Annotated in this window: 14 protein-coding genes; 11 read left to right on the top strand and 3 right to left on the bottom strand. The window is 74.6% G+C overall.

What is annotated here, in order from left to right:
* Positions 1-118: 118 nt before the first annotated feature.
* Genes CLT75_RS10480 through CLT75_RS10460 form a run of 5 tightly spaced genes read left to right on the top strand, consistent with a single transcriptional unit; the run spans position 119 to position 6,165 of the window.
* Positions 119-1,138, top strand: coding sequence for a polyprenyl synthetase family protein (locus CLT75_RS10480; protein ID WP_135240624.1), 1,020 nt, complete (start codon positions 119-121; stop codon positions 1,136-1,138).
* Positions 1,135-2,172: a UbiA family prenyltransferase gene (locus tag CLT75_RS10475; RefSeq protein WP_135240623.1), complete on the top strand. Its 1,038-nt coding sequence runs from the start codon at positions 1,135-1,137 to the stop codon at positions 2,170-2,172. Before CLT75_RS10480 ends, CLT75_RS10475 begins: the two co-directional genes overlap by 4 nt.
* Positions 2,169-3,869, top strand: coding sequence for a prenyltransferase/squalene oxidase repeat-containing protein (locus tag CLT75_RS10470; protein WP_135240622.1), 1,701 nt, complete (start codon positions 2,169-2,171; stop codon positions 3,867-3,869). The genes CLT75_RS10475 and CLT75_RS10470 overlap by 4 nt, the downstream gene beginning before the upstream one ends.
* Entirely contained in the window at positions 3,866-5,140 is a 1,275-nt protein-coding gene (locus CLT75_RS10465; RefSeq protein WP_135240621.1) for an FAD-dependent oxidoreductase, read from the top strand. The genes CLT75_RS10470 and CLT75_RS10465 overlap by 4 nt, the downstream gene beginning before the upstream one ends.
* On the top strand, positions 5,140-6,165 hold the full coding sequence (locus CLT75_RS10460) for an aminotransferase class I/II-fold pyridoxal phosphate-dependent enzyme (protein WP_486485120.1): 1,026 nt from the start codon (positions 5,140-5,142) through the stop codon (positions 6,163-6,165). Before CLT75_RS10465 ends, CLT75_RS10460 begins: the two co-directional genes overlap by 1 nt.
* Here the strand turns inward: CLT75_RS10460 and CLT75_RS10455 are convergent.
* On the bottom strand, positions 6,070-7,020 hold the full coding sequence (locus CLT75_RS10455) for a 2-hydroxy-acid oxidase (protein ID WP_135240619.1): 951 nt from the start codon (positions 7,018-7,020) through the stop codon (positions 6,070-6,072). The genes CLT75_RS10460 and CLT75_RS10455 overlap by 96 nt on opposite strands.
* 20 nt (positions 7,021-7,040) lie before the next feature.
* Positions 7,041-7,979 (bottom strand): 3-oxoacyl-[acyl-carrier-protein] synthase III C-terminal domain-containing protein, encoded by a 939-nt coding sequence (locus tag CLT75_RS10450; protein ID WP_135240618.1) that lies wholly within the window; start codon positions 7,977-7,979, stop codon positions 7,041-7,043.
* 71 nt (positions 7,980-8,050) lie between these two features.
* Here CLT75_RS10450 and CLT75_RS10445 point away from each other — a divergent pair, with 71 nt between their 5' ends.
* The 5 genes from CLT75_RS10445 to CLT75_RS10425 all read left to right on the top strand — a co-directional run bounded on the left by CLT75_RS10445 (position 8,051) and on the right by CLT75_RS10425 (position 13,381).
* Positions 8,051-9,211 (top strand): glycosyltransferase, encoded by a 1,161-nt coding sequence (locus CLT75_RS10445; protein ID WP_135240617.1) that lies wholly within the window; start codon positions 8,051-8,053, stop codon positions 9,209-9,211.
* 85 nt (positions 9,212-9,296) lie between these two features.
* Positions 9,297-10,274, top strand: coding sequence for an ATP-binding cassette domain-containing protein (locus tag CLT75_RS10440; RefSeq protein WP_135240616.1), 978 nt, complete (start codon positions 9,297-9,299; stop codon positions 10,272-10,274).
* 23 nt (positions 10,275-10,297) lie between these two features.
* Entirely contained in the window at positions 10,298-11,062 is a 765-nt protein-coding gene (locus tag CLT75_RS10435) for an ABC transporter permease (RefSeq protein ID WP_013476421.1), read from the top strand.
* A gap of 116 nt (positions 11,063-11,178) precedes the next feature.
* Positions 11,179-12,831: a class I adenylate-forming enzyme family protein gene (locus CLT75_RS10430; protein WP_135240615.1), complete on the top strand. Its 1,653-nt coding sequence runs from the start codon at positions 11,179-11,181 to the stop codon at positions 12,829-12,831.
* Positions 12,832-12,901: 70 nt separating this feature from the next.
* The gene (locus CLT75_RS10425) at positions 12,902-13,381 is read left to right on the top strand and encodes a hypothetical protein (protein ID WP_135240614.1); all 480 of its coding nucleotides are present in this window, start codon (positions 12,902-12,904) and stop codon (positions 13,379-13,381) included.
* A 31-nt stretch (positions 13,382-13,412) separates the two neighbouring features.
* On the opposite strand, the gene CLT75_RS10420 is transcribed toward CLT75_RS10425, so the two are convergent.
* The gene (locus CLT75_RS10420) at positions 13,413-14,996 is read right to left on the bottom strand and encodes a ricin-type beta-trefoil lectin domain protein (protein ID WP_135240613.1); all 1,584 of its coding nucleotides are present in this window, start codon (positions 14,994-14,996) and stop codon (positions 13,413-13,415) included.
* A gap of 524 nt (positions 14,997-15,520) precedes the next feature.
* On the opposite strand from CLT75_RS10420, the gene CLT75_RS10415 reads away from it, so the two are divergent.
* A complete protein-coding gene (locus tag CLT75_RS10415; RefSeq protein ID WP_135240612.1) occupies positions 15,521-16,522 on the top strand; it encodes a glycoside hydrolase family 11 protein in 1,002 nt (333 codons plus the stop codon).
* Positions 16,523-16,593 lie beyond the last annotated feature (71 nt).

Here is a 16,593-nt window from a genome sequence, read left to right as displayed (position 1 = left end):
CACGACATTTGCGGCCACCCATGTCGATGCGCATTTATCAGTGGTTGTTCCGGGGAGGGCCTACCGGTAACGTCTCGCGTGGCGACTAGCCGATCCCTGGCGAAAGGGTCGACGCGTCATGACGGTTGCTGGCTCCACGCGATATCCGCCCTTCATCGACGACCTGGCCCGTAGCGAATCGGGGCGGCTGCTGCGCGCCGAACTCGGCCGGCGGTGGCCGGAGACGCCCGACCAGCTCGACGCGATAGTCCGCTACGCGCTGCTGCCGGCGGGAAAGATGCTCCGCCCGATGATGACGCTGCACGCCGCGGAGGCCGTGGGTGGATCGCCACGGGACGTCCTCGCCGCCGCGCTCGGCACCGAATACCTGCACGTCGCGACGCTCGTGCACGACGACATCATCGACGCCGACACACTGCGCCGCGGCCGCCCGGCGGTCCCTGTCGCCTACGGCATCCCCGGCGCCATCGTGGCCGGCGACCACCTCATCTTCCACGCCTTCCAGGCGATCGTGGAGAGCGGCCGGGCGGTACCCGCTGCCTCGGTCGTCGCCGCCGTCACCGCGCTCGCCGAGGCGGGCCAGGACCTCTGCCGGGGCCAGGCGCTGGAGGCGCGGCTCGTCGGCGACCTGGACGCGGGCGCCCGCTGGTACCCGGAGATGATCCGGCTCAAGACCGGCTCGCTGTTCCGCGCCGTGTGCCACATCGGCGCGTTGCTCGGCGGCGCCGACCCGCTGGTCTCCGCCGCACTGGCCCGCTACGGCGAGCACCTCGGCACCGCGTTCCAGATCCGCGACGACCTGCTGTCCTACCTGTCCACTCCGGAGCAGACCGGCAAGCCCGCGACGAGCGACCTCAACAACGGCCGCCCCACGCTGCCGCTGCTGCTGGCCTACGACGCGATCGGCGACGCCGAACGGGTGGAGCTGCTGGCGGTGCTGCACCGCCGCGGCGCCGGGCCCGGCGACGTCGAGTGGGTCACCGCCCTGCTCGACGACGTGGGCGCGGTCGCCGGTGCCCGGCGGCGGATGGTGGAGCACGCCGAGCGGGCCCGCGCCGAGCTGGCCGCGCTCACCCCGTCCGCGAGCGCGGACGTGCTCACCGGCATCGCGGCCTGGATGACGAGCGAGATGGCGTGAGCACGGCCGGCGCCGTGCGAGCACTGCGGGCCCACGTGGAGACCTGGCGGCCCTACACCCTCTGGTACGTCGGACTGGTCGGCCTGGCCGGCGCCGCGGTGGCCGGTGGCCGCCACGACCCGTGGCTGCTGCTGTCGGCCTGGGCCGCTCCGACCGCCGGCTGGCTCGGCGGCCACTACCTCGGCGACTACTTCGACCGGGACCTCGACGCCGGCAGCAAACCGCACCGGCCGATCCCGTCCAGCCGGCTGCGCGCGGGCACGGCCCTGTGGTGCGGCAGCGCCTGCTTCGCCGCGCTCGGGGTCCTCGCCGTGCTGGACGGATGGGGCACCACGCTGGCGGCGCTGCTGGCCGGGTGCGGCATCGTCGCGTACAGCAGGTGGTTCAAGGCCCGGGGGATCGCCGGCAACCTGGTCCGCGGCGCGCTCGGCGCGGTCGCGCTCGGCTACGGCGCGCTCGCCGCCGGGATCGCGCCGGACCGTGCCTGGGCGGTGCCGGTGCTGCTCGCGCTCGTCGTCGCGTTCTGGTCGCACGACGCGATGTCCAACCTGGTCGGCGCGCTGCGCGACATCGACGGCGACCGCGCCGGCGGCTACCGCACGCTGCCGGTGGGGCGCGGCGTGCCGGTGGCCGTACGGACCGTGGTGGCGCTCTACGCCGTCACGATCGGCGCCGCGGTGACCGCCGGACTGCTGGCCGGCACGGGCACGCGGGTGGCGTACCTGGCCACTGTGCTCGTCGTCCTGGCCACCGGCGTCGTCGCGCTGGCCCCGCTGGTGGCGCGCCGCGACGGGATGCCCGTCCTGGTCGCGCTGAGCGCCCACTCGGTCCTGGTCGTCGAACGGGTCGTGCTGGCCTCGGCGGCGGTCGGGCTCGGCCTCGGCGTCGCCGTGCAGCTCGCGCTCGCGCTGCCGATGGTGCTGCTGACCTGGCTGGCGCAGCGCGGCATGCGCGTCCGGCACGAACTCGGCCCGCCGGTGGCGGGCCTGACCCTCGCCACCCGCAGTCGACTGCCGCTGGAGGACGCGCCATGACCGCTGTGACCGCCGAGGCCGTCGGGAAGGCCCTCACCGACGGCGCCGAGGCGCTGTTCCGCCGCCGCCGCCCCGACGGCGCCTTCGGCGACGACCCACCCGCCTCGGTGCTCGGCACCGCGGGCGCTGTCGCCGCCCTGCACGCCGCCGACCCGTCCGGCTGCGCCGACCTGGTCGACGCCGGGACCGCCTGGCTGCGCCGCGCGCAGCACGACGACGGCGGCTGGGGTGGCGTCGTGGGCGCCGGCACCGCCGTCGTACCCACCGCCGTGGCGGTCGCCGCGCTGGCGTTGAGCGCACCGGCGGACAGCGCCGACGCGATTGCGGCTGGCCGCGCCCGGCTGGCCGCGCTCGGCGGCGTCGACACGATCACCGACCCGGCGATCTCGCTGCTGTGCCGGCAACTGCTCACCATGGCCGGGATGACCGCCGAGGCCGGCCCGCTGCGCCGGCTGCCGCTGGAGATCGTCCTGTTCGACCGGGTACGCCGGCAGCGCCTGTCGTTCCGTACCGCGCCGTTCGTCGGGCTGGCCCTGATGCAGGCAGACATGCTGCCCGCGGGCCGGCTGCGCCGGGCCACGCTGCGCCGCGCCCGTCCGGCGGCGGTACGGCTGCTGCGGTCCATCCACGACCACGAGGGCCGCACCGGCGCGCTCAGCGAGGACCCGTGGCCGGCCGCACTCGTCCTGCTCGGCCTGGCCCGCAGCGGCGAGGCCCCCGACATCGCCCGCGCCGTCGTCGGCTGGCTGCGCCGCGCGGTCCGCCCCGACGGGTCCTGGGACGCGGTCACCAACCTGGACCTCACCCGATCCGGGTACGCGGCGACCGGGCTGATCGCGGCCGGCTACGCCGACGACCCCCGGCTGCACGCCACCCGGGAGTTCCTCCACGCCGCCCGCAAGACGGAGGCGTTCGAGGTGCTCGGCGTGCCGCCGGGCGGGTGGAGCTACTCGAACGCCCGGGGCTGGCCGGTCACGCTGGAGTCCGCCGAGATCCTCTCCGCGCTCGCCGGACTCCCCGGCGCCGGCACCGACCCGGTGCTGCGCCAGGGCCTGGCGTGGCTCGCCGGCCGCCAGGACAGCCGCGGCTCGTGGAGCCTGTGGGTCCGCGACACCCGGCTCGCCAACGACGGCCCCTGCCCGGCCATCACCAGCCAGGCGATCCTCGCGCTGCACGACGCCGGGCACCCGGACGACCACCCGGCGATCGCCCGCGCGGCGGCCTGGCTGCTGACCCGGGCCGCGCCCGACGGCACGTTCGAGAACCTCTGGTACCGCGACCACACCTCCGGCACCGCTGTGGTGGTCGCCGCGTTGTCCCGGGTCGGGCACGCCCGGCACGAGGTGGTACGCCGCGCGGCCCGGTGGTTGCGCGACACCCAGCTGCCCGACGGCTCGTGGGGCCCGGGCGACGGCACCGGCGGCACCGTCGAGGAGACGTCCTGGGCGGTGCAGGGCCTGCTCGCCACCGGGGACCCGGACGCCGGCGGGGCGGTGGACCGGGGCGTCGCCTGGCTGGTGGCCGCCGCCGGACCGGACGGCGCCTGGCCCGCCGCCCGGGTGTGCAACTACATCCGCCACCACATGCGCTACCCGAACGCGGTGATCACCCAGGCGCTCGCGCTGCGGACGCTCGGCGAGTACCGCCGGGCCGCCGCCGCGCGGTCCGGTGCCGCACCGGGCGTGGTGGCGCGATGACCGCCGACGTGCTGGTGGCCGGCGCCGGCGCCGGCGGGCTGGCCTGCGCCCACGCGATCGGCGCGCTCGGCCTGCGGGTGCTCGTGCTCGACCGGCAGCGCGCTCCCGCGTCGATCGCCAAGGGCGAGATCCTCCAGCCCGAGACGGTCCGGATCCTCGACTCCTGGGGCGCGCTGGACGCCCTGCGGGCCACCGGCGCGCGCCCGGTCGGGCGGCTGGCCATCCGCGACGCGTACGGTGAACCGTTGCTCTGCCTGGACTACGCCGGCCTGCCCGGGGCGTACCGGCAGATCCTCTGCGCCGACTACGGCGACCTGCGCGCGGTGCTCGCCGGCCGGCTGCCGGCCACGGTGGAGGTCCGGTGGGGCGTGCGGGTGACAGGCGTCCGGCGCGATCACGGCGGGCGGATCGACGGCGTCCGGGTCGTCGCGGACGGCGCCGAGCGGGACATCGCGGCGCCGCTGGTGGTCGCGGCCGACGGCATGTCCTCGCCGCTGCGCCGCGCGGCCGGGATCGGCGTGGAACGCCGGGAGTACCCGCACGGCCTGGTCGCCTTCGACGTGGACGGCGCCGACGTGGCCGACGAGGTGTCCGCCTACCGCACCGCCCGGGGACTCTGCCTGGTCTACCCGCTGCCGGGCGGGCGGTGCCGCCTCTACGTGCAGGTCACACCGGACGAGTTCCGGGGGCGCGTGGACCTGGACGCGTGGTGCGGACGGCTGCTCGCCGACGTGCCGGCGATCCGCCCGTTGGAACCGGCCGTGCGCGCGAGCCTGCACCGGCGCCAGTTGCTCGCCGTCTACCGGCTGCGCAGCGCGCGCCTGGCCGCACCGGGGCTCGCGCTCGCCGGTGAGGCCGCCCACGCGGTGCACCCGATGGCCGCGCAGGGCGTCAACAGCTCCCTCGGTGACGCCGAGACGCTCGCCGCCTGCCTGGCCGCCGAGGGCGGCACGCCGGAACCGGCCGCCGTGGACCGGGCGCTGCGGGCCTTCGAGGCGGCCCGGCGGCCCCGGCTCGACCACGTCGCCACCGTCAGCCACAACGCCTCCCGCATGATCACCGCCGTGTCCGGGCTGCCGAAGCTGCTCGGCGCGCGGATGATGCGCCGCACCGCCGCCAACCCCCGGCTGCTCGGGCTCACCGCCGGCAACCTCTCCGGCACCGATGTGCGGCCGCTGTCCGCCGTCGACCGGCTCTACCAACTGGGGCTGCTGGCCGACCGGCACGCGCACACCCCGCTCCCACCGGTCCCGTCGGAGAGTGAACGATGATGACGCCTGCCACCGCCGTCGGGACGCAACCCCCGGCCGACCTGTCCATGAACGAGACGCCCTACCCGCCGCTACCAGGGATCCGGCGGGTGGTCGAGGACGCCGCCGCGACGCTCCAGCGCTATCCGGACCGCACGTCGTCGGCGCTGGTGGCGGCGCTGTCGGCGCGGCTCGGGGTCGGCCCCGAGGCGATCCTCGTCGGCCCCGGTTCGGCCGGGCTGTGCCAGCACCTCGTGCAGTCCCTCGGGCCGCGCCCGGACGTCGTCCACCCGGCCCTGTCGTTCGAGGGCTACCCGCTTATCATCGGCAACGCCGGCGCCCGCGCGGTGCCGGTCCCGATGGACGGGTACGACCACGACCTGCCGGCGATGGCCGACGCGGTCACCGACCGGACCCGGTGCGTGCTGCTGTGCAACCCCAACAACCCGACCGGTACGGCGCTGCGCCGCGACGACGTCGAGGCGTTCCTGGACCGCATCCCGGCCGACGTGCCGGTGATCGTGGACGAGGCGTACCGCGAGTTCGTCACCGACCCGCGCTCACCGGACGGGATGGACCTGTACCGCGCGTACGACAACGTCTGCGTGCTGCGCACGTTCTCCAAGGCGTACGGCCTGGCCGCGCTGCGCGTCGGGTACGCCGTGGTGCCGCCCCGGCTCACCCGGGCCGCCGCGCTCACCGGGGCGGTGTTCTTCCCCTCCGCGCTCGCCCAGAAGGCCGCGGTGGCGAGCCTGACACCGGAGGTGGATGCCGAACTGACCCGGCGGTGCACCGACCTGGTGGCGGCGCGTACCCGCCTGATCGGCGCGCTGCGCGGCCTCGGGCTCACCGTCGCACCCAGCGAGGCCAACTTCGTGTGGCTGCCGCTGGGGGAGCGGGCCGTGCCGTTCGCCGAGCGGGCCCGGGAGGCGGGCATCCTGGTGATGGCGCTACCAGGCGCCGGGGTCCGGATCACCGTCGGCGCCCCGGAGGCGAACGAGCGGCTCTGCGCGTTCGTCCGCGCCGCGCTCGCCGACGGGCTCTGACCGGCCCGCCGGCGCCAGCGCGACAACGCTCAGGTAGCCCAGGCCGGGCTCGTAGTCGGCCACCACCACCGGCCGGGGCCGCGCCGCGTCCCCGGCGAGACGGTCCAGCAGCGCCCACCAGACCCCGGTGGACGGCTGCCTCGGCGGACCGGCCGTCACCGCGCCGCCGGGGCCGGGCCACGCGGCCGCGAGATCAGCGCCGAGCACGACAGCGACATCGGTACGCCCGGCCGTCAGCTCGCGCACCTCGCCCGCCGCGAGCGCCGCGACGTCGCCGGGGCCGACGTCGGCGAGCTGGCGCAGCCCGGTGACCCGCGCCCCGCCGGTCCGGGCGGTGTCGTCGGCCGCGGTGCCGTAGAGCATGGCCACCGCCCGGTGGCGGGCCGGTACGGGCACCGCCGCGTCGTACGGCAGGACCGCCTGCTCCACGGTGACCAGCAGGGCCCGGCGGCACCCGTAGTCGCGGGCGATCCGCAGCCCGGTGAACGCCGCCGCCGAACCCTGGTCGCAGAGCGCGAACGACATCGGCGTGCCCGGGCACGCATGACTGAGGTACGCCGCGGTGGCCCGGCCGGGCAGCATGTCGTGCACGGCGAACGCCAGCACCAGCAGATCCACCGGCTCGTCCGGCGGCACGAGCGCCGGGATCAGCTCGGCGGCCATCTCCCCGTACGACTGGCCCAGCGCCGCCGACGGCGCGTCGAACAGACCGTCGGGCACGCGCAGCCCGTACGGCCGGGTCAGGTCCGCCAGGTAGCCGGCGCTGCGCTCGCGCAGCACGGGATCGGCGAGCAGCGCGGCCGGGCCGGTGACCGTACGGCGTGCGGCCCGCAGCAGGCGCAGCCCGTCGTCCATGCCGCCCTCCCGTACGCCGGTCAGTGCTCGAACACCATGGCGGCGAACGTCGCGCCGTCCCCGGCACCGACCGCCGCGACCAGATAGCGGTCACCCGGCCGGAGCAGGTCGCGCTGCCGGGCGGTGCGGTAGTTGACGAACGCGTCGGCGCAGAACACATGGCCGGTCTCGGTCACGTTGTCCAGCAGCACCCGGTCCAGCGGCAGCCCGATCAGCCGGCACAGCCGCTTCCAGGTCATCAGGTTCACGTTGTGCGGCAGCACCAGCCGCAGCTCGGACAGCGCCGTCCCGGCCCGGTCCAGCGCGCGGCCGATCACCTCGGCCAGCGCCGGCCGGTACGCCCGCTGGAACCGCGCCGGGGACTCGCCGCCGGCCACGTCGAACTCGCCCCGCTGGTGGCAGGCGTACGCGAGCAGCCGGTCCCGGCCGCCGCCGGCGCTGAGCAGGCAGGCCGACGAGCCCTCGCTGAACACCGACGTCTCCGGGATGAACTGGGCGTCGCGGGTGAACGCCTTCTCCCCGGTGAGCACCAGCGCGAGCGGCGGGCCGTCCGGCGTGTCCGGTTCGGACGCGAGCAGCCGCCCGGCCACGTCGATCGCGGCCAGCGCGCTCGCGCAGGACTGCTGGGTGAGCGTGAACGCGAGCGCGTGGCTCAGCCCGAGCGTGCGGCACACCTCGTGCAGCGGGTTGACCGGATAGGGGGTGACCACGGGGAACGCCCGCCCGTACACCACGAACCGCACCCGCCGCCGCAGCGCGGGCAGCGCGGTGAGGCCGCCCGCCGCGCGCAGCAGCAGGTCGGTCAGGGACAGCCCGGGGTCGCGGCGGACCTCGGTCAGGCCGTGGAAGCGGCCGAACAGGCGGACCTGCATGTCGGTCAGGCCCAGCGGCGCGGCCAGGCTCTCGACCGGCACCCGGTGCTGCGGCAGGAACACCGAGACGGCGTCGATCGCCGTCATACGCGTACCGTCACGACACGGATCAGATCAGTGACGCCGGTGGATGTCAACGCGCGTGCGATCATATCGACGTGGCTCGCTTCCTGTTCGTCGTGCTGCCGGTGGAGTCCCATCTGCACGCCCCGGTCGCCATCGCCCAGCAACTGGAGGCGGCCGGGCACGAGGTGGCCTGGGTCGGGCCGCGCAGCGACCTGCGCCCGCTGGTCGGCCCGGACGCCACGCTGTTCCCGACCGGCAAGCGCTACTACCGCCCCGACGGCGCGTCCGGGCCGGACTCCGTACGCAGCCTCTGGGAGGGCCACGTGCTGCCCGCCAACCGGTTCATCCGCGACGCCGCCGACGCGGCGGTCGAGCGGTACGAGCCGGACGTGGTGGTGGCCGACCAGTACGCGCTGGCCGGCGCGCTCGCCGCGCACCGCCGCGGGCTGCCGTGGGCGACGTTCTGCGTCGGCATGCTGGAGCTGACGCCGCCCACGGAGGAGATGCCCGAGTTCACCGACTGGGTGGACGCCCAGATCCACCGGGTGTGGGCGATGACCGACGTGCCGGTGGACGAGACGATCGACCTGCGCTTCTCGCCGTACCTCGTGATCGGGCTGACCACGACGGCGCTGACCGGCCCGGCGTCGCTGCCGCCGGGCTGCGTGCTCACCGGGCCGGCACTGGGACGGCGGCCGAACGCGCCCTCGTTCGCCTGGGAGGCGTGGGATCCCGGCCGCCGGCACGTGCTGGTCACCGTCGGCACGATGGCCGAGCACCTCGCCGCCGACTTCTTCCGGCGGATGACGGCGGCGACCGCGCCGCTCGCCGACCGGGTCCAGGTGATCCTCACGGCCGGGCCCGGCCTGGTGCCCGACCCGCCGCCGCACGTGCTGGTCGCGCCGCGGGTGCCGGTGCTGGAGCTGATGCCCCGGCTCGGCGCGTTGGTGTCCCACGGCGGGCTGGGCACCGTCTCCGAGGCGCTGGCGCACGGCGTGCCGGTGGTGGTCGCGCCGATCCGGCACGACCACCCGGCGGTCGCGAGCCAGGTGTGCCGGGCGGGCGCCGGTCTGGAGGTCTCCTTCCAGTCGGCGACCCCGGCGGAGCTGACCGCCGCGCTGAGCGCGGTGCTCGACGAGCCGGCGTACCGGGCCGGGGCGCGCCGGGTCGCTGAGTCGTTCGCGGCGGCAGGCGGCGCCCGCACGGCCGCGGCGCACCTCGCCGCGTTGGCACGGACGGCTCCCGACGCCTGACGTATCGACCGTTGTCCAACAGTCGGCGCGGAACTAGCCTGACCTGACGCACCCGCGCCGGCGTCGTGCCGCACGAGGAGGCTCGATGATCGAGGCCACCGGCCTACGCAAGTCCTTCCGGGTCGGACGCGGGCGCGGCGCCACCACAGTCGACGCGGTCCGCGGCGTCGACTTCGCGGTACGGCGCGGCGAGATCGTCGGGTTCCTCGGCCCGAACGGCGCCGGGAAGTCCACCACGCTGCGGATGCTCGCCACGCTGATCCGGCCCAGCGGGGGAGCGGCCACCATCGCCGGTGTCGACCTGCTGCGCGCGCCCGCGCAGGTCCGGCGGCGGATCGGCTTCGTGGCGCAGGCCAGCGGCACCTACGACGACTCCACCGCCCGCCGCGACCTGGTGCTCCAGGCCCGCATGCACGGGCTGTCCAAGTCGGTGGCGCAGGACCTGGCCGTCGGCGCCATCCGCGCGTTCCAGCTCGACGACTTCGCCGACCGCAAGATCAAGACGTACTCGGGCGGGCAGCGCCGCCGCCTCGACGTGGCGCTCGGCGTCATCCACTCGCCGCAGGTCATGTTCCTGGACGAGCCCACCGCCGGACTCGACCCGCCCAGCCGGGTCCGGATGTGGCAGGAGGTACGACGGCTGCGCGAGGAGGGCATGACCATCTTCCTCACCACGCACTACCTGGACGAGGCCGACAGCCTCTGCGACCGGGTCTCGATCATCGACGCCGGCCGGATCGTGGCCGAGGGAACCCCGTCGGCGCTCAAACGCGAGATCTCCGGCGACGTGGTCGCCATCGACTTCGCCACCGCCGACGTCGCGGACGAGACCGGCGGCGACCTGCCGGCCGCGACGAAGCTGCTGGCCGAGGCGCCGTACGTGCACGCGGCCGAGCCGGTCGACGGCACGCTGCGGCTCTACGTGGACAGCGCCGCCACCGCCATCCCGCAGATCATGCGGGCGCTCTACGACAGGGGCATCGAGCCCGGCGCGATCGAGGCCCGCCGGCCCAGCCTCGACGACGTGTTCCTGGCCAAGACCGGCCGGTCGCTCGCCGAGTGACCGGACGCCGAGAGGAGTACGGCGTGAAGCTCGTCCGCGACACCTGGCTGATCTTCCAGCAGGAGGCCGGCCTGATGGTGCGCAACCCGGTGATGGTGGCGTTCAGCCTGGCCCAGCCGATCACCTACCTGATCCTGTTCGCGCCGTTCCTCAAGGTGGTGATGGTCGACCGGGGCGCCGCGTCCTATGCCGACGCGTACCGGATCTACGTGCCCGGCCTGTTCGTGGCGATGGGCCTGTTCGGCGGCCTGTTCGCCGGTTACGGGCTGCTCAGCGCGCTGCGCGCGGGCATCATCGACAGGTGCCGGGTGACGCCGGTGAGCCGGACCGGCCTGCTGCTGGGCCGGGCGCTGATGCACGTGTGCCTCAACGTGGTCCAGGCCGTCGTGGTCACGCTGGTGGCGCTGCCGTTCGGCCTGCGGGTGCACCTGGCGAACCTGCTGGTGTCGTACGCGCTGCTGTCGGTGATGGTGCTGCTCAGCACCTCGATCTCGTACGACATCGCGCTGCTGGTGCGCAACGAGAACAGTCTCGGCGTGCTGGTGAACACCGTCGGCCAGCCGGTGTCGCTGCTCGCCGGCGTGCTCATCCCGCTCGTGCTGGCGCCGATGTGGATCCAGCGGGTCGCGGTGTGGAACCCGTTCGCCTGGGCCACCGACGGCATGCGCGCGTTGTTCGCCGGCCAGATCACCCAGACCGTGGTGTGGCAGGGCGCGCTGATCATGTCCGGGCTGGCCGCCGCCAGTCTGTTCTGGTCGTCGCACCTGTTCAACCGCGAGGTCTCCTGACCGTCCGTGCATCGACCATTGTCTCAGCGTGGCGGGCGCTCTAGCCTGATCGTGTCCCCGCTCGGCGGCCGGTACGGGGCGCGGCCGTGACGCGTGTCAGCTGAGGAGGCCACTCGTTGGGTGCCGACAACTTCCGGGCGACGCTGGCGGCCGACACGGAGCTGGGCGCGGGCAACGTGCTGCTCCGGCTGGCCGAGCACGGCGCCGACATGGACATGCCCCGGGTGACGTTCGACGCCGACGTCGACGGCATCCCCGCCTGGACGCCGCTGTCGCTGGCGACGCTCACCGACCGGGTCGCGGCCCGGGCCGCCTGGTTCCGGGCGCGCGGCGTCCGCCGGGCCGACCCGATCGCGGTGTACGTGACCTCCGCGCCCGACGTGTTCCTCAACTTCCTGGCGCTGACCTGGCTCGGCGCGATCCCGGCGCTGATGAACGGCAACATGCCTATCCCGCTGGCGGTCGAGTTCGTCAGGCGGCTGCGCGGGGCCGGGGTGGTGGTCGACGCCGACCACGCCGCCCTGGCCGGGCACGACCTCGGCGTGGAGATCCTCGGCGACGCGGCGCAGACCGGCACCGGCGACCCGGCGCAGGCGCCGCCGCACCACCGGCACCATCCCGAGGAACCGGTGGTCATCACCCACTCCTCGGGCACCACCCGGGTACCCGCCGCGATCGTCCACTCGCACCACGGCCTGTTCGCCGCGATCCGCGCGGTCCGGCTCACCGAGTCCCGGCCGTACGGCGAGGTGCGGGAGATGTCCGCGCTGCCGGCCGCGCACGCCGCCGGCATCATCACGCTCAACCAGGCGCTCTGCAACGGCTACCAGCTGCTGTGCCTGTCCGCGCAGGGCGGCCCGTTCGAGCGCAGCGCCGAGACCATCCTGGACGCGATCGAACGGTGGCGCCCCACCGGCGTGTTCGGCTTCGCGGTGACCTGGTCCGAGCTGGCCCGGGTCGACCTCACCACCCGCGACCTCAGCTCGGTGCGCAACTGGTTCAACACCGGTGACTGCGCGCACGAGGCGCACGTACGCCGGCTCGTCGCCGTCGGCAGCCACCCCGCGTACACCCGCGACGGCATGGTCGACGTCCCCGGCTCCAAGTTCGTCGACATGCTCGGCTCCACCGAGATGGGACACGGGGCGTTCCGGATCACCCACCGGCTCGGCAGCGACCGCTACGACCGCTGCGTCGGCAGGCCGTACCCGTTCGCCGAGATCGCGCTGCTCGACGTGGACACCGGCGAGGAGGTCCCGCCGGGGCAGGTGGGGCACGTCGGCCTCAAGTCGCCGACGCTGGCGCTCGGCTACTGGAACGACTCGGTCACCACGTACCGCACCCGGCTGGGCGGCTACTACCTGACCGGTGACCTGATGTACCGCGACGAGGCCGGCGACTACCACCACGTCGACCGGGCCAGCGACGCGGTCGACCTGGGCGGCGGCACCTGGCTGTACACCGCGCTGTCCGAGGAGCGCATCCTCCGGCACTGCCCGGACGTCCGCGACTGCACCGTGCTCGCGGCGGCGGGGGAGGACGGCACGACTGTCACCGACGTGCTGCTCCTGCTCACCGCCGACGCCGATCCGGCAGCCGACCGTACCGACCGGGTCCGGGCCGCGCTGGGGCCGGCGGTGGCCGCGACGCTGCGCCGGGTGGTGACGGTCCCCGACGACGACGTGGTCATGGGGCCGACCGGGAAGGTGCGCAAGTTCCTCATGCGACAGCGGCTGCTGGCCGACGCCGGGGCGACCGGAGCCGGCTGATCGGCGGGGCGACCGGGGCCGGCTGACCGGCGGGGATCGACGGTTGGCACGGCCGTGCCAGAATCCAGCCGTGTCCTACCTCCCCTCGCAGCCGTACCCGCCGATGCCCGGCGGCGTCAGCCCGCTGATCGCCTACCCGCACCCGATCACCCCGCCGCCCGGCTGCGGCGTGCTCGTCGTCTCGGTGAACCGCGGGCCGTACCTGATCCCCGTGCCGGCGACCAGCCGCTTCAAGATCAACCGCCAGGTGGTCGCCATCCCCGGCGAGGGGACATGGCACGTCGCGGTGCCGGCCGGCGCGCACGACGTCCGGTACACCGACTTCATGGGTGTCCCGATCGTCACCACGACGCTCGCGGTGCAGCCGGGAGCCGCGCACCACCTCGCGTTCCGCTTCGGTGGGTGGCGCAACCGGGTGTACGACGGCTACGGCACCGACGTCACCCGGTTCGGCATGTGGTCCAACTACAGCGTCATGCTGGTCCTGCTGGCCGTCGTCGGCGTGGCCTGCTGCGGGGTGCTCGGGCTGGCCGTGGGCTCGAATCCCTGATCCGGCCCGGCCTGCGGGCCCGGTCGCGCGGCTAGCGCAGCGACCAGGTCTGCTTCACGTTGAACACGCAGGTCCAGGCGTTCAGCGGTGCGCCCGCGGCGTGCCCGTCGACGTCCAGGCAGCGGTCGGTGGCCCGGTTGAACAGCGACCGCCGGCCCTGGCTCTCGATCCACTCCCACTTCTGCGCCGGGTTGCCGCTGCACCACGCCGTCTGCACCGGTACGCCGTCGCGCTTCTCGCCCCAGGCCACGTCCAGGCAGAGGCCGCCCTCGACCCGGACGCTGCCGTCGGACGCGAACGTCCACCACTGGAAGCGCTCCTCCCGGCAGGCCCGCAGCACGACGCGTACGCCGTCGCCGCTGCCGCCGCTGGCGCACAGGCCGGTCTCCTTGCCGATGAGTTGCTTCGCGCCGGCCGGGCGGACCGGCGCGGCCGGCTTCTCCGGCTCCTTCGACGTGCCCGCCGCCGGCGACGACGTGGACGGGCGCGCGGCCGACGAGGCCGGCGGCTTCGGCGTCCGGGTGCCGGGCGACGGCGTGCCGGACGTCGCCGGCGTGCCGCGCAGCCGGCCGTCGAGGGCGTAGAAGTCGGTGAACTCCCGGACCGTGCGCAGGAACGCCTGCGTCCCGGCGTCGAAGTCGCCGCCGGTGTGGCGCACGGCGTCGGTCCCGTCGCGGTACGCCGCCAGCGCCAGCAGGTCCGGGTCGCCGTCGAGCGCGGCCAGTTCCCGCCGCAGCGCGCAGAGCGTGGCGCCGGCCGCCGGTACCGCTGCCTGCGGGTCCCACGGCGAGGCGCCGGACGGGCCGTACGCGCGCCACAGCTCGGGCCGGAACTGGGCGACGCCCTTGCGGCCACCGTCGCCGAGCAGGTTCGGGTCGAATCCGGAGGAGGCCATCAGCTGCGCGGCGACAGCGGCCGGCGGCACCTGCGGGCACACCGAGCCGGCGCGTACCACGAGGCGGACGTACGCGGCGGGGACCGCCTTGGGCTGCCGGCGCTCGCCCTCGCCGCTCGCCGGGCCGGTCTCGGCGAAGCCGTCCTGCCGCCCGTAGTAGGCGGCGTACCGGCTCGCCTCGTCGACGTACGGGACCGCCGCCGAGGGCACCCCCTCGGCGGCGCGTACCTCGTCGAACCCGGTGTGGAACGCGGCGAGCGACAGCCGCCACGGGTCGCCGGGGACGGCCGCCGCGCGCACCTGCCCGGCCAGATCGCACATGTGGTGGGCCAGCGCGAGGATGTTGGCGGCACCGTCGGTGCGCGGCGCGTCCGGCCACGGCGCCCAGGTCCGCCACCGCTCGTCGTCCAGCCCGGCCAGGCCCCGGCCGCCGGACGCGGTCCGCTCGGCCCGCGCGTCCAGACCCGACTCGGCCATCAGCTGCCCGGCCAGCCGCGCCGGGGTCAGCGCGGGGCAGGATCGGGCAGCGGTCCGGATGGCGGCCAGGTGCTCGGCGGAGACGGTCCGGCCGGCCGGCTCGTCGTCGCGGGCGGTGGCGACGCTCCCGCTGAGGGCGGCGACCGCCAGGCTCAGCGCCGCCAGCCCGGCGGCGCCGGCGGCGACGACGCCGCGCGGGATCCGGCGCGGCCGCGGGCGCGCGCCGGGGGCATCGGGTGTCACAGGGCGGTCCCTCCGGTGATGACGGACGCCGGACCGGTGCGCGACGTCCTCGGTTCACCCGGCCGGAATCGGTCCGATCCGGTCCGGCCGTCATTGAACCGAGCGTCCGGCGAGCCGTCAAATGTGGACGGTGGTGCCCGGCTCGGCCCGCTCGTGCGCGCCGAGTGGCGCCGGCGGTGTTGATCCGGAACGGGACCGAAAAGTTTCGGAATCCGGTCCGCTCCGATGGCGGTCGAACGACTGTCGCCGACCCGTCGACGCTGATCGGAGGCCCTTTCCGGCAGCCGTAACGCCCGTTCAGGGCCCGAGCCGGGGTTACCACAACATTTCCGGAACTTGTTGACAGGATGAATCAGGGCTCCAATACTGTGGCCATCGGCGTATCTCGATTGACGTCGATGTCCGACCACCACCCGTGGCGCGGCTGTCGCCCCGGTCCCGCCGTCCGCGGGCGGGCGAGCACCCGCGGCTCGCGCCACCGGAAGCTGGCCGCCCGCCAGCCGTCACAGGGAGGAAACCCGTCCATGAAAGACGCCCCCGTCCGTACGGGCATCCGCAGGCGCGGACGCCTCAGGATGGCCCTCGGCGGCGCCTGTGCCGTGGCGCTGATCGCCGCCGGGGCGACGGCCGTCGCGTCAGGTCCGGCCTACGCCGACACCACCGTCACGTCGAACTCCACCGGCACCAACAACGGCTACTTCTATTCCTTCTGGAAGGACAGTGGCAACGTCTCCATGACCATGGGCAACGGTGGTCAGTACAGCACCCAGTGGAGCAACATCAACAACTTCGTCGCCGGCAAGGGGTGGAACCCGGGCGGCCGCCGCACGGTCAGCTACTCCGGCAGCTTCAACCCGTCCGGTAACGCGTACCTGACGCTCTACGGCTGGACGCGCAACCCGCTCGTCGAGTACTACATCGTGGACAGCTGGGGCAGCTGGCGCCCGCCGGGCAGCGGCTACATGGGCTCGGTGTCCTCCGACGGCGGCACGTACGACATCTACCGCACGCAGCGGGTCAACGCCCCCTCGATCGAGGGCACCCGGACGTTCTACCAGTACTGGAGCGTCCGCCAGTCGAAGCGCGTGGGCGGCACCATCACCTCCGGCAACCACTTCGACGCCTGGTCGCGCTACGGCATGAACCTCGGTTCGCACGACTACCAGATCCTGGCCACCGAGGGCTACCAGAGCAGCGGCAACTCCAACATCACGATCGGCGGCACCGGCGGCGGCAACCCGACCACCCCGCCGCCGAACAACGGTGGCTGCACGGTCAGCGTGAGCCGGGCCGAGGAGTGGGGCGACCGGTTCAACGTGACCTTCTCGGTCAGCGGCACCAGCAACTGGGTGGTCAGCATCCAGACCCAGGGCGGGCAGAGCCTGCAGAACAGCTGGAACGCGTCGATCAGCGGCACCAGCGGCACGCTCACCGCGCGCCCGAACGGCAACGGCAACAACTTCGGCATCACGCTCTACAAGAACGGCAACAGCAACACCCCGACGGCGACCTGTTCCGCCGCCTGAGCCCTTTTCCGGGGAGGGGGTGCCGCGCCTGGCGCGGCACCCCCGTTTTCGTGCGCCCGGAGTGCCATGAT

This window comes from Micromonospora sp. CNZ285 (assembly GCF_004637285.1).
Note: the sequence above shows the minus strand (reverse complement) of the source record. Positions and strands in the feature narration are given on the sequence as shown.

Coding starts and splice junctions, on each gene's coding strand:
- CLT75_RS10480 (WP_135240624.1), top strand. CDS start 119: ATGACGGTTGCTGGCTCCACGCGATATCCGCCCTTCATCGACGACCTG.
- CLT75_RS10470 (WP_135240622.1), top strand. CDS start 2,169: ATGACCGCTGTGACCGCCGAGGCCGTCGGGAAGGCCCTCACCGACGGC.
- CLT75_RS10465 (WP_135240621.1), top strand. CDS start 3,866: ATGACCGCCGACGTGCTGGTGGCCGGCGCCGGCGCCGGCGGGCTGGCC.
- CLT75_RS10460 (WP_486485120.1), top strand. CDS start 5,140: ATGACGCCTGCCACCGCCGTCGGGACGCAACCCCCGGCCGACCTGTCC.
- CLT75_RS10455 (WP_135240619.1), bottom strand. CDS start 7,020: ATGGACGACGGGCTGCGCCTGCTGCGGGCCGCACGCCGTACGGTCACC.
- CLT75_RS10450 (WP_135240618.1), bottom strand. CDS start 7,979: ATGACGGCGATCGACGCCGTCTCGGTGTTCCTGCCGCAGCACCGGGTG.
- CLT75_RS10440 (WP_135240616.1), top strand. CDS start 9,297: ATGATCGAGGCCACCGGCCTACGCAAGTCCTTCCGGGTCGGACGCGGG.
- CLT75_RS10415 (WP_135240612.1), top strand. CDS start 15,521: ATGAAAGACGCCCCCGTCCGTACGGGCATCCGCAGGCGCGGACGCCTC.